Genomic DNA, 13,664 nt, shown 5'->3' on the forward strand with positions numbered 1-13,664 from the left:
AGGATATCATGGGAAAGTTAATTGAGAGATTAAAAAATGGAATTATAACTGAAAATCCTATATTTGTGCAGGTGTTAGCAATGTGTCCAACTCTTGCAGTAACTACAAGTGCTAAAAATGCAGTTGGAATGGGTATTGCAACAACAGTAGTATTAATATTTTCTAATATGATAATATCAGCTATTAGAAAATTTATTCCAGATAAAATAAGAATACCTTCATATATAGTTGTTATAGCATCTTTTGTTACGATGTTAGAAATGCTTATGCAAGGATATGTTCCAGAACTATATAAATCTTTGGGAATATTTATACCGTTAATTGTAGTTAACTGTGTAATTTTAGGAAGAGCAGAAAGTTATGCATCTAAAAATAAAGTAATACCATCTATTTTTGATGCAATAGGAATGGGTCTTGGCTTTACTGTAGCATTATTCTTAATAGGTTCATTTAGAGAAGTTTTAGGAAATAGTAGTATCCTAGGAATAAATATTATGTGGGAAAGTTTTAAACCAGTATCAATAATGATTTTAGCACCAGGAGCATTTTTTACGTTAGGAATTCTAATGACTATTTTGAATTATTTTAGTTTGAAAAAAGATAAAAAACCTTTAGAAGATAAATGTGGTGGAGGATGTGCAAATTGTTCTTCATGTGGTGATGGGGAATTAAAATCTAAAGAAATAGAAATTAAAAGATAAAAGGGGAAGAATATATGGAATTACTACTTATATTTGTTAGTGCTATGCTTGTAAATAATTTTGTTCTTTCAAAATTCTTAGGAATATGTTCATTCCTTGGAGTGTCTAAAAAGAAAGATGCAGCTATAGGTATGGGACTTGCAGTTACATTTGTAATGGTATTAGCATCAATAATGTCATTTTTAGTTTACAATGGAATTTTAGTAAAATTTGAACTTGAATATTTATCAACAATAGCTAATGTATTAGTTATTGCAGCTTTAGTTCAATTTGTAGAAATGGCTATGAAAAAGATAAGTCCTACCCTTCATAAGGCATTAGGTATATATTTACCATTAATAACTACAAACTGTGCAGTGCTTGGAATGGCAGTTTTAAATATACAAGAAGGATATACATTTATTCAAGCTTTAGTAAATGGAGTAGGAGCTGCAGCAGGATTTATGCTATCAATAGTTCTTTTAGCATTTATAAGAGAGAAAATAGATAATAATGAAAATATACCAGTAGTTTTAAGAGGATTACCAATAACTTTATTTACAGCAGGGTTAATGGCAATTGCTTTCTTAGGATTTCAAGGATTAATACATTAGGGAGGGATTTATGAATATATTATATGCAGCATTAAGTTTAGGAGGACTTGGCTTAATATTTGGAATATTACTTGGATTTGCATCAAAAAAATTCCAAGTGAAAGTAGATCCGAAAATACCAAAGCTTAGAGAATCTCTTCCAGGAGCTAACTGTGGAGGCTGTGGTTATCCAGGCTGTGATGCTTATGCAGAGGCAGTGGTTTTGGAAGGGGCAAAAGGAAGTTTATGCACTGTTGGAGGAATAGAAATAGCTAAAAAAGTTTCAGATATATTAGATATTGAAGTTAGTTTAGAGGAAAGAAAGACTGCTTTTGTAAAATGTAGTGGAGATTGTGGTAGTGCAAAGCGTAATTTTTATTATACGGGAATATCTAATTGTGAGGAAGGAGCAGCTTTAGAAACAAAAGGTGGAAAAGCATGTTCATATGGTTGTTTAGGTCTTGCAAGTTGTGTAAGAGTTTGTGAATTTGAGGCAATTACAGTAGAAAATGGAGTTGCAAGAGTAAATAAAGAAAAATGTACAAATTGTGGAGCATGTATAGATAAGTGTCCAAAGGGATTAATTATATCAGTAGAAGAAAGCAAGAAAGTAAGAGTAACTTGTAATTCTCAAGATAAAGGAAAAGAAGTCAGATCAAACTGTGCAGTAGGATGTATTGGGTGTACTTTATGCCAGAGAACTTGCCCAAAATCAGCTATAAAAATAAAAAATTCATTAGCAAGGGTTAAATATAGTGAGTGTATAAATTGTGGACTATGTATAAAAAAATGTCCAACTAAGGCGATAGGTTTTAAATAATAAAATGGGGAGGAATAGATACTTATAGAATCTATTCCTTTTATAAATTAAATAGAAAATACATAATATATAGTAGAGGAATAAAATTAACATTTTATCAATCTATATATCTAGTTTATACGATATAATATTATAAAACAGTTATTTAAGGAGGAAGAAAATGAAATTTGATGATTTAGCAAAAAATTGGGAAACAGAAGAAGTGAAAGAAAGAGCAGAGCTAGTTTCAGAAAAAATAAAAAAATTAAAAGGAAATAATGCAAGAAAAGCATTAGAGTTTGGAGCAGGAACAGGGCTAATTAGCTTTAAGTTAAAAGATGAATTTGACCAGATTGATTTAATAGATACATCGGCAAATATGCTGAAGGTAGCACAAGAGAGAGATAAAACAATAAAAGTATTTAATATTAATATTTTAGAAGAAGAAATTGATGAAAAATATGATGTAATATATACATCAATGGCATTACATCATGTTTTAGAAGTAGATAAGGCTATAGAGAAGTTTTACTCATTGTTAAATGAGAAGGGACAATTATATATCATAGATTTAGAACCGGATAATGGAGATTTTCATTATGGAGTGGATGATTTTAATGGTTATGATGGATTTAGTAAGGATGAGATAGAAGGAAAATTAAAAAAAGCTAATTTTAAGATTGAAAAATTTGAAGATATATTTACAGGAGAGAAAAATCAAAAAGGTAAAGATATTACATATACTTTATTTATGGTTAAAGCGATAAAGTAATAGAAATAAATATTATGTTACCAGTTTAATTAAATTTTTCCATAATGCCCCTCCATAAATTTGTTATAAAGATATGATATTATATAAATACAAAATGATTATAGAAGATTGAGATTTATAAATAAATAGTTAAATTTATTTATAAATTCTGATTTGAATATAACAAGGATATATAATAATATTCTTGTTATGTTTTTATAAAGAAGGGGGCTAGAAATGAAGAAATTAAAGAAACACACGAAAGAAACCATAATTATAGGTATAATTTTAATTGGACTATCTTTATTTTTACATTTTTTACACTATAAAATATTCAATGACTTACATCATACCTTAATATTCCTTTTTGCAGATATTGCTTTTATTCCAATGGATGTATTCTTTACTGCATTTGTAATAGAAAGATTATTAGATAAGAGGGAAAAAGCACATAAATTAGAAAAACTTATTATTATTAAAGGAGTATTCTTTTCAGAGTTTGGAACAGAACTTTTAGAGGAGTTTATAAAAGCAGATGATAATGTGAAAATAATAGGTGATGAAGCACATATAAGTAAAGAGTGGGGAAAAGAAGAATTTAAAAATTTAGAGAAAATAACTAAAGAATATAGTTTTGAAATTAATCCAGATAAACTTAACATAGAAAAGATATCTAAAATTTTAAATGATAATAAGGAGTACATAGTTTCAACAATAACAAATCCAACACTTATGGAACATGAAAGTTTTTCAGAACTTGCTATTTCATTATTCCATTTAAGAGATGAACTTCAAGATAGATATTTTAAAATGGAGTATGAGTGTGGGTGTTGTGATAGAGGTCACATTGCAAAGGATGTGCAAGTATCTTATAGATACATAGTAAATGGATGGGTTATGTATATGAACCATTTAAAAGAAGAGTATCCACAATTATTTGTGAAGGCGATGATTCAAAATCCATTTGAACAAAAAAGCTTTGAAGAAAAATATGAAGTTTATAAATTAAAAAAAGAAAATTATGATAAATAGAAATAGGGTCTTATATAAGACCCTATTTTGTTTGAAAGTTTTAATACATTTGAGTAATGATATATCCATTGTCCATAAGACATGTTTTAACTCGATCTATATGTTCAAAGCCATTAGTTTCAACGGTGACTTCAAGATGAACATTTTTTAATTTATTGGCAGCCTTAAATTGATTATGCTCAAGTTTAACAACATTAACATGTAGACTGCTTAGTATTTTAGAAATTTTAGTTAATTCACCAGGTATATTTGGAAGTTCTAAAGTGAAACAGAAAAGTCTATTTCGTTTAACTAAACCACTATTTATAAGTGAGGTTATAGTAAGCATATCTATGTTTCCACCACTTATTATAGATACGATATTTTTATTTACACAATCTAGTTTAGATAAGGCTGCAAGTGAAGCAGCTCCAGATGCTTCAGCAACTAATTTATGTTTTTCACTTAAAATTAAAAAGGCATCTACTATTTCAGAATCAGATACTTCTATAATATCATCAACATATTCGCGTATAAAAGAAAAGTTTAATTCCCCAGGAGATTTTACAGCAATACCATCAGCGATAGTATTAACATCGTCAAGATTTATAAGCTTATTAGCATAGAAACTTTTCTTCATAGCATTTGCACCAGATGCTTGGACACCGATAATTTTTATATTAGGATTTATTTCTTTAGCAGCAAGTGCTATTCCAGAGATGAGACCACCTCCGCCAATAGGACAAAGAATTATATCAATATGCTTAAGATCCTCAAATAATTCTAAAGCAATAGTTCCCTGTCCATAAATAATATTTATATCATTGAAAGGATGAATAAACGTCATCTCTTCTTCAAGTTCTATTTTTTTTGCAGTTTTATAGGCATCATCATAACAATCACCACTAAGAATAACATTACCACCTAAATCACGAGTTGATTGAACCTTTAAATATGGTGTTGTTTTTGGCATTACAATTGTAGAATCTATATTTACAAAGTTAGAAGCAAAAGCAACTCCTTGAGCATGATTTCCGGCTGATGAACAAACTACCCCTTTACTTTTTTCTACATCAGATAGAGATTTAATTTTATTTAAAGCTCCACGAATTTTATAAGCCCCTGTTAATTGTAAATTCTCACATTTCATATATACATTATTATTACAAGATTTTGAAAAAACATTGCTATATAAAAGTGGTGTCTTAAGAATAGTTTCTCTTATATTTTCTCTAGCTTCTTTAATGTTTTCTAAATGCATAAAAATTCCCCCTTAAGAAAGTAATATAATTAAATTATACCTTCTTAACGAAATATTCACAATTAAAAGAATAGGATTTAAGAAAATAGTGGAAGTTTTAAATAAATCTTTACCAAAAAATAGAGTTTTAATTAAATGTTAACATAAGTATAAAAGAAAATAAAAATTAATAAGGTATACTTATGAGGAAACAGGATAGAAAAGTGAGATAAAATATATGAAAGATATAAGAAAAATATATATTTTTATGGTCGCATATATTATTGCAACTATATTACCAGTATTTATTTTAGTTAATAAAGTACCTGTATATGTGGTGTGGATAGGTGGTGCAATACTAACTGTTTACTTACTATCAGTAAAAAAGAAAAAATTTATAAATTTAGGGCTTTTATTTGCATTTGTTATAACAGCAATACAATTATTTGTTATTTTTTTAGTAGTAGATCATGAAAAAATGATTGCTTTATCTATATGTATTAGTATGATACATATGATAAATTCATATATTATCTATAAATTAATAAATAATAGAGGAAGGCTAAATGAAGCTAATTTATATAAAATAATAGATAAGACTTTTTTCAGAGTAATTCCAACCATTGGAGTTTCGAGTGTTTTAGAACAAATATTATATTCTATAGGTAGAGCTAATAATGTAGATTTTGCACTTTATAATTTTCTATTGCCGAACTTTTTAGGATATGTATTAGTTTTTAGTGTGGTATACATAATCTTTAAAAATAATGTAAGAAAGATAGTGTTAACATTTAGGTTTTATATATTTTTCATTGTAATATTTATATTTAATATAGAAGAAATATCTTTGGCTAATGTATTTGATATGAATAGATCACATTTAGAATATTTATCAATATTTATTCTAGTATTAGCATGTATAATATTAAAACCGGAGGAGTTTATTTTTTTAATTATAGAAGATTTTATAGTATCTTTTTTTATGATATCTCATTTTTTAGATACTCTATCAATGATGTATAGAGAATATATGGTTTTAGATTTACAATTATTTTATACAGTCGTAATGGCAACAGCTTTTTTCTTAATTGTTTTAAAGTCAGAAAATAAACGATTAATAGAAGAAATTAGTATTAAAAACAATATATTAGAAAAGGAAGTTGAAGATAATAAGGAAATGCTAAAAAAAGTAACATTACTTATTGATTCTATAAAAAATACGGCATTTATAGCAGATGAAGATGGAGAAATAATATATTCAAATAATGAATTTAAAAAGCTTATAGATGTAAAAAATATAAAAGATAAACAATGCTTATATAAAGTATTCTATGATTTAAAAAAAGGGGCTAAAAATATAATAAGAAAAGAAATAAATGTTAAAGAGAGTTTTATAATGCAAGAAATTTTTATTTCAAATTATGAAAATAAGACATTTATTTCTGGTATAGGAACAGATATAACAAGACTAAAAAGAATTCAAGAAAAACTTGAAAATTCTAAAAAAGAAGCTGAAGATGCAAATAATGCAAAAACTTCACTTATAAGTCGTGTAAGTCATGAATTAAAAACACCAATGAACACAATTACAGCAGTAAATTTTCTTTTATCAGAAACAAATTTAGATAATAAACAAAGAGATTATATTAAAAAAATCGATAAGGCATCAGAATTTTTATTAAAGATGATAGAAGATATTTTATTTGTTTCTAAAGTTACAAAATCAAAATTAAATTTAGAAGAAAGTAAGATAGATTTTTTTGATATGATTCAAACTATTATAATGTTAAAAGAAGATGTAATAAGAAAAAAAGGAATAAAATTTATTTATTTTATAGATAGAGAATTACCAAGTTATGTTATTGGGGATGCATTTAGAATAAAGCAAATTTTAATAAATATTATTGGAAATTCAATAAAATTTACAGAAGAAGGATTTATAAATTTTACAGTTAAATGGTTATATCAGAGAGAAGATATGGCTTATATTAAATTTATTATAGAGGATACAGGAATTGGAATAAGTGCTGAAAAGAAAGATAAAATTTTTGAGCCATTTACTCAAGAAGATGAGGGAATAGCTAGAAAATATGGAGGCACAGGTATTGGACTTACAATATGTAAAAATTTAGCCGAACAAATGAATGGAGAAATACATTTAGAAAGTCAAAAGGGAATGGGAAGTAGATTTGAAGTTACAATACCCTTTAAGATTTATAATGAAACAAAGGAAGATTTAGAACAGATAAGTCAAGTAATAGAGGCAAAAGAAGAAACTAGAGAGTTTTATAATAATGAAGTTGATGAAAAAATTATTTTAAGAAAATTGAGTTATATAGAAGAAATTATAAAGATAGATTTAGGTGAAACTATAGATAAAATAGAAGAGCTTTTTAAAGAAGTTAGTGGAACTAAATATGAAGAAAAAGTAGAGGAAATAAAAGAATTAATAGATACATTCAAACTAGATGAAGCAATTAAACAAATAAATAATGTTAAAAAGATTTTAATAGTATAGGGATTTTATAGTATGAGTATAGAAAAGAAGAATAAAGTTTTAATAATTGATGATGTAGCAGATAACGCTAAAGTTTTGATAGATATATTAAAGAATGACTATATGCTAAACGTAGCATTAAATGGAGTTAAAGGAATAGAATTAGCAAAAGAATGGAAACCAGATTTGATTTTATTAGATATAATGATGCCAGAACTTGATGGATATGAAGTTTGTAGAATACTTAAAAGTGATGATAGAACAAATATAATACCAGTTATATTTTTAACAGCATTAAGTGATGTGAATGATGAATATAAAGGACTGAAATTAGGTGCATTAGATTATATTACAAAACCAGTTCATCCAAAGCTTTTAAAAGCAAGAATAAAAAACTATATAGAAATAAAAAAATACAGAAATAATTTAGAAGAACTAGTAAATGAAAAAGTTCATGAGTTAGAGCAGTTTAATAATTCTTTTGTAGAAACTTTAGCATTAATAGCAGAAACAAGAGATTCAGATTTAGGATGCCATATTGATAGATGTAAGGAATATGCAAAAATAATGCTTGATTGTATGAGACATGATTCAAGATATATAATCTCAGAAATAGAAGAAATAAATATTATAAAAGCTGTTCCATTACATGATATAGGCAAGATAGGTATACCAGATAATATTTTACTTAAACCAGGAAAACTTACTGATGAAGAGTTTGAGATAATGAAGGGGCATTCATATTGTGGATATAGAATTTTAAAAAATGCTGAGGTTAAACTAGATGGAAAAACTAATAGCATAATAAAATGTGCTAAAGAAATAGCATATTATCATCATGAGCAGTGGGGAGGTACGGGATATCCTATTGGATTAGAAGGCAAAAATATACCATTACCAGCTAGGCTTATGATGATAATTGATGTATTTGATGCAATTGTAAGTAAAAGGATTTATAAAGGAGCTAAAAACCCAGAAGAAGCAATAAGGTTTATTCAAGAAGGTAGAGGGTTAATGTTTGATCCAGATTTAGTTGATATTTTTGAAATGGTGAAGGATGAATTTTTAAAAGTAGCTTTAAAATATTCAAAATTAGAAAAAAATAAATAGAAAATTTTAGAAAAAAATAAAAATAAATTATTAAAAAAAAGTTGACAAACTATGAATAGTAAGATATATTAAAAACAAGTAAAACAGAATATTAACTTATCAAGAGCGGTGGAGGGACTGGCCCTATGAAACCCAGCAACCTGTAATTTTAAATATACAATAGCTATATCTAAATTATGTGGTGCTAATTCCTGCAACTATTTAGTTGGGAGATGAGAAAAGAATATGGGTATATTATTTATGCACTAGAGTTTTTTCTCTAGTGTATTTTTTTGCAGGAAAATAAAAGTCCAAAAATTAAATTTACTACTTTATAAAATAAATTACTTTGGGGGTGTCAAGAAATGATAAAAATAGAAAATGTGTATAAAAAATTTGGGGAGACAAGTGTTTTAAATAATGTTTCATTAGAAATAAAAGAAGGAGAAATATATGGGATAATAGGGCATAGTGGAGCAGGAAAAAGTACTCTTCTAAGATGTATTAATGGACTTGAAGGATATAATGAAGGTTCAATAAATGTTATGGGCGATGAAATAGGTAAATTAAAGGATAAGCAAATAAGAGACTTAAGAAGAAACTTAGGAATGATTTTTCAAAATTTTAATCTTTTAGATAGAAAAACTGTTTTTGAAAATATAGCATTACCTTTAGAAGTATGGAAATATGATAAGAAGCATATAGAAAATAAAGTGATAGAACTTTTAAAATTAGTTGGATTAGAAGATAAAAAGGATAGAAAACCAAAAGAATTATCAGGAGGGCAAAAACAAAGAGTTGCTATAGCTAGAGCATTAGCATTAGAGCCAAAGGTATTGCTTTGTGATGAAGCAACATCAGCGTTAGATCCAAAAACAACAAAAGATATATTAGAACTTCTATTAGAAATAAATAACAGATTAAATATAACTATTGTAATAGTGACTCACCAAATGGAAGTAGTTAAAGAGGTATGTGAAAAAATAACTTTATTAGATGGTGGAAGGGTTAAAGCACAGGGATTAGCAAAAGAATTGTTTTTAAAGCCAGAAAATCATTTGAAAAAATTTCTAGGGGAGGGTGATGAAGAAATATTACCTTCAGAAGGAATAAATATAAGAATATTTTTCCCAAGTGATTTTTCGGAAAATGCAATAATAACAAAACTTGCGAGAGAGTTAGATATAGATTTTTCAATTGTATTTGGAAAATTAGAGAAGTTTAGAGGAGATATATTAGGTAGTTTAGTTATAAATATAGAAGAAAAAGATAAAGACAAAATACTAGGGTATTTAAATGAGAAAAATGTGAAGTGGGAGGTAATATAAATGAATGCAGAAATTATAAGAGCAGTTCAAGATACAGTAATAATGGTAGTTTTTTCAACGGTATTTGCAACTATATTAGGATTTATACCTGCGATAATACTTACTTTAACTGCAAAGGATGGACTAAGACCAAATAAAGCAGTATATAATACATTAGATTTTATAATAAATATTTTAAGAAGTTTTCCATTTATAATTTTAATGGTTGTATTATTTCCAATTTCAAGATTTATTATAGGAACATCTATTGGAGTAAAAGCAGCAATAATTCCATTAACAATAGGAACAGCACCATTTATTGCAAGAATTATAGAAAATGCATTAAGAGAAGTGGACAAGGGGATTGTTGAAGCGGCAAAATCTTTTGGGGCTACTGATTTTCAGATAGTATTTAAAGTATTATTAAAAGAAGCTATTCCATCTATTGTATCAGGATTAACATTAACTACAATTAGTGTTATAGGATATTCTGCAATGGCAGGAGCTATTGGAGCTGGTGGGCTTGGAGATGTTGCTATAAGATATGGATATCATAGAAATAATACAAAAGTGCTGATTGTTACTGTTATACTTTTAATAATAATTGTACAGATTGTACAAAGTTTAGGAAATCTTATTTATAAGAAATTAATTAATGGGCAAAGCAAAAATAATAAAATTAAAAAGAAGTCATTAATAGGAGTTATAGTAGCAGCATCAATATTATTAATTATAGGAAGTATTGGAGTTGTTGCTAAGAATAAGGATGATAAAACTATAAAGCTCGGAGTTTCACCTGTACCTCATAAGGAAATAGCTTTGGCTGCAAAAGAAGACTTAGAAGCTAAAGGATATAAGGTTGATATTATAGAGTTTAATGATTATGTAACACCGAACACAGCTCTTGCAGAAGGTAGCCTAGATGCAAACTTTTTTCAGCATATACCTTATTTAAATGATCAAAATAAAACAAGAAATTTAAATTTAGATTATACAGCACAAATTCATTTAGAACCTCTTGGAGCATATTCGAAAAAAATAAAAAACATTAATGAATTAAAAAATGGAGATATTATAGCTATTCCAAATGATCCATCAAATGAAGCAAGAGCATTAAAACTTTTAGAGGAAAATGGATTGATAAAAGTTAAAGATGGAGATCTTATAACACCTAAAGATATAATTGAGAATAAAAAGAATTTAAAATTTAAAGAGTTAGAAGCAGCAACTATACCAAAAGTTTTAGAAGATGTTAGTCTTGCAGTAATTAATGGAAACTATGCTATAGATGCAGGATATGAAATAAAAGATGCATTAATAAAAGAAAATAAAGATTCAGAAGGATCTAAGCCTTACGGAAATGTAATAGCAGTAAGAAAAGAAGAGAAAGATACTGAAAAAATTAAAGATTTAACAGAGGCTTTAACATCAGAAAAAGTAAAAGAATTTATAAATGAAAAATATAATGGAAATGTAATTCCTGTATTTTAGGAATAAAATAATAAAATTAGGTAATAATAAAAAAAGCAAAAGTAGGACCTTAAATATAATCTTAGTTTAATATCACAAAACGTAGTTTTGTGATATTTTTCTTTTATTAGCATAGAAAGGCTAGAAGTTTTTTAGAGAAAAAGGTAAAATAATAAAAGAATATAAAAAGGGGGAGTACTTTTTAATGAATATTTCAAATGTACAAGTTAAATTAAAAGGAAGCGATATATTAAGTATTATAAATGACTTTGTAAAGGTTGAAGGGTTAGATTTAAAATCAGTTAATATAGACAATGGAATAGAAGTAGAAGGAAGTTTTAAAAAAGGAATAAAGATAAATTTTAAGGGAACAATATCAGATTTATCAGTAATTGATGGAAAATTACATTTAAGATTTTCTGCATTAAAGGTGTGGAAAGTTGGGATTTTTAGAATCTTTAGAAGTTTAGGAGTTAAATTTCTTTTAAAACTTTTAGGGGACTTAGGTATTGATGGAAATAAGGACAAGCTTGTTATAGATATAGATAAAATTCTTGAAGCTGTTAAGATAGTAAAATTAAAGTTAAAAGAAGTAGAGATAGTAGAAGATGTTGTTTGTGCAGAGGTTTATGATATAAAAATAAACTTAAGTGGAAATAATGAAGAAGAGATATCAGAAGATACAGAAGAAAATAAAGCGGATAATGAAACAGAAGAAAATAAAACAGATAGTGAGGCAAAAGAAGAAAACTCAGATGGCACTATAGAAGAAGATGTAGAAGACGAAGAAATAGATAACTTAATAATAGAGAAAAAAACAGATGATTATTATAATAAAGGAAGAAATATAGCAAAAGAAAAGCTAGAAGAAACTCTACCTAAAACAAAAGAGTTTTCAGATTATCTTTTTGTTATTCCAGATTTAATAGCATTAACAGGAAGACTTTTAAGAGATGAGAGAGTTCCGATAAAAACAAAGCTTACTATATCAGGAAGTATAGCATATCTTCTATTTCCAAATGATTTAATTCCAAATAAAATACCTTTTGTAGGACAAATTGATGATTTAGCAGTTTTATTCTTTGCATTAAATAGAATTGCTAATGATGTTCCAGCAAAAGTGTTATTAGAAAATTGGTCTGGAAAAAATGAATTAATAGTAGTATTAAAAAATGGATTAGAATATGTAATAAACTTTACAGGAGCTAAGAATTTAGAAAAAATAGTTAGTGTTATAGAAGAATTAGGAACATTATAAGGAGTAAAAAATGGCAGGAAAATATTATTCAGTATATAAAGGAAAATCAGGAGAACCAAAAATATTTACTTCTTGGGATGCATGTAAAAAAGAAGTTATAGGATTTAAGGGAGCAATATATAAGAGTTTTAAAACAGAGAAGGAAGCAGAGGAATTCATTCTTTTAAACTTACGGAATAGTGGGAATGTAACAAGCAGTAGAGTAAAGAAAAAAGAAATTATTGAAGAAGAAAGTTTTATAGCAGAGGACGGATTAACTGCCTATGTAGATGGAAGTTTTTCTTTGGAAAAGAAAAATTATTCTTATGGAATGGTATGTATAAATAGTGGGGAGGTTATTCATAAGGACAAAGGCGTAGGAACTAATAAAGAAGCAATAGCTCTTAGAAATGTATCAGGAGAAGTAGATGGCGCTATGGCAGCTGTTAAGTATGCGATAGAGGAAGATTTTAAAAAAGTAACTATAGTCTTTGATTATCAAGGGATAGAATCATGGGCACTTGGTACATGGAAAAGAAACAATGAAATAACACAAAATTATAATAAATTTATGCAAGAAAAAATGAAAGAAATAAAAATTCAGTTTAAGAAAGTAAAAGGTCATAGTGGAGATTTATATAATGACATGGCAGATAAGCTTGCAAAAGAAGCTCTAGGAATTTTTTAGAATAAAATTTGAAAATCTACAAACCATAATAGTAATACTAAAAATAAGTGAGGTGATAATTATGGGACGTAGATTAATGGGTGTAGCAGCTGGTGTGGTTATAGGTGCTGCTGCATGTATGGCAGTAATGCCTTGTGTAGATAAGAAAACAATGAGATCTATGAAAAGAGCAGGAAGAAAATTAAGATATGTAGCAGAAGATGCATATGATAATTTATCAGGTATGAGATAGTGAAAAAAGGGCTATTGTTTTAACGGAAGAATCCGTTAGCAATAGTCTTTTTTTGTTTAAGACAAATTAA

13 protein-coding genes, 1 pseudogene and 1 riboswitch are annotated in these 13,664 nt (G+C 27.1%); of the genes and pseudogenes, 13 read left to right on the forward strand and 1 reads right to left on the reverse strand.

Annotated features, from left to right (window positions below):
- Positions 1-8: 8 nt before the first annotated feature.
- The 5 genes from Q0W06_RS05330 to Q0W06_RS05350 all read left to right on the forward strand — a co-directional run bounded on the left by Q0W06_RS05330 (position 9) and on the right by Q0W06_RS05350 (position 3,855).
- A complete protein-coding gene (locus tag Q0W06_RS05330) occupies positions 9-701 on the forward strand; it encodes an electron transport complex subunit E (RefSeq protein ID WP_297632410.1) in 693 nt (230 codons plus the stop codon).
- Between the two features lie 14 nt (positions 702-715).
- Complete coding sequence (locus Q0W06_RS05335) at positions 716-1,294, forward strand: electron transport complex protein RnfA (RefSeq protein ID WP_297632413.1); 579 nt, start codon at positions 716-718, stop codon at positions 1,292-1,294.
- 10 nt (positions 1,295-1,304) lie between these two features.
- Positions 1,305-2,093, forward strand: a complete 789-nt coding sequence (locus tag Q0W06_RS05340; protein WP_297632416.1) for an RnfABCDGE type electron transport complex subunit B — start codon at positions 1,305-1,307, stop codon at positions 2,091-2,093.
- A gap of 160 nt (positions 2,094-2,253) precedes the next feature.
- Complete coding sequence (locus Q0W06_RS05345) at positions 2,254-2,844, forward strand: class I SAM-dependent methyltransferase (RefSeq protein WP_297632419.1); 591 nt, start codon at positions 2,254-2,256, stop codon at positions 2,842-2,844.
- Positions 2,845-3,060: 216 nt separating this feature from the next.
- The gene (locus Q0W06_RS05350) at positions 3,061-3,855 is read left to right on the forward strand and encodes a hypothetical protein (RefSeq protein ID WP_297632422.1); all 795 of its coding nucleotides are present in this window, start codon (positions 3,061-3,063) and stop codon (positions 3,853-3,855) included.
- 40 nt (positions 3,856-3,895) lie between these two features.
- On the opposite strand, the gene ilvA is transcribed toward Q0W06_RS05350, so the two are convergent.
- Positions 3,896-5,095: a threonine ammonia-lyase gene (gene ilvA, locus Q0W06_RS05355; protein WP_297632425.1), complete on the reverse strand. Its 1,200-nt coding sequence runs from the start codon at positions 5,093-5,095 to the stop codon at positions 3,896-3,898.
- Between the two features lie 217 nt (positions 5,096-5,312).
- On the opposite strand from ilvA, the gene Q0W06_RS05360 reads away from it, so the two are divergent.
- From Q0W06_RS05360 to Q0W06_RS05395, 8 genes and pseudogenes are all read left to right on the forward strand, one after another.
- Positions 5,313-7,592 carry an ATP-binding protein gene (locus tag Q0W06_RS05360; protein WP_297632428.1) on the forward strand — a complete coding sequence of 760 codons (2,280 nt, stop codon included), beginning with the start codon at positions 5,313-5,315 and terminating at the stop codon, positions 7,590-7,592.
- Between the two features lie 12 nt (positions 7,593-7,604).
- Positions 7,605-8,681 carry an HD domain-containing phosphohydrolase gene (locus tag Q0W06_RS05365; RefSeq protein WP_297632431.1) on the forward strand — a complete coding sequence of 359 codons (1,077 nt, stop codon included), beginning with the start codon at positions 7,605-7,607 and terminating at the stop codon, positions 8,679-8,681.
- A 93-nt stretch (positions 8,682-8,774) separates the two neighbouring features.
- Positions 8,775-8,900: riboswitch (SAM riboswitch) on the forward strand.
- Between the two features lie 125 nt (positions 8,901-9,025).
- Entirely contained in the window at positions 9,026-9,988 is a 963-nt protein-coding gene (locus Q0W06_RS05370) for a methionine ABC transporter ATP-binding protein (protein ID WP_297632434.1), read from the forward strand.
- A pseudogene (locus tag Q0W06_RS05375) lies at positions 9,989-10,618 on the forward strand (methionine ABC transporter permease); the annotation flags it as partial. It lies immediately after the preceding gene.
- Between the two features lie 27 nt (positions 10,619-10,645).
- Positions 10,646-11,458: a MetQ/NlpA family ABC transporter substrate-binding protein gene (locus Q0W06_RS05380; protein ID WP_297632510.1), complete on the forward strand. Its 813-nt coding sequence runs from the start codon at positions 10,646-10,648 to the stop codon at positions 11,456-11,458.
- A 184-nt stretch (positions 11,459-11,642) separates the two neighbouring features.
- Positions 11,643-12,695: a YkvA family protein gene (locus Q0W06_RS05385; protein ID WP_297632437.1), complete on the forward strand. Its 1,053-nt coding sequence runs from the start codon at positions 11,643-11,645 to the stop codon at positions 12,693-12,695.
- Between the two features lie 10 nt (positions 12,696-12,705).
- Positions 12,706-13,362 (forward strand): ribonuclease H family protein, encoded by a 657-nt coding sequence (locus Q0W06_RS05390; RefSeq protein WP_297632440.1) that lies wholly within the window; start codon positions 12,706-12,708, stop codon positions 13,360-13,362.
- A gap of 61 nt (positions 13,363-13,423) precedes the next feature.
- Complete coding sequence (locus Q0W06_RS05395) at positions 13,424-13,594, forward strand: YtxH domain-containing protein (RefSeq protein ID WP_297632443.1); 171 nt, start codon at positions 13,424-13,426, stop codon at positions 13,592-13,594.
- The last annotated feature ends 70 nt before the right edge of the window (positions 13,595-13,664 follow it).

Origin of the sequence: uncultured Clostridium sp. (assembly GCF_947072515.1) — a bacterium.
Lineage (GTDB): Bacteria > Bacillota > Clostridia > Clostridiales > Clostridiaceae > Clostridium.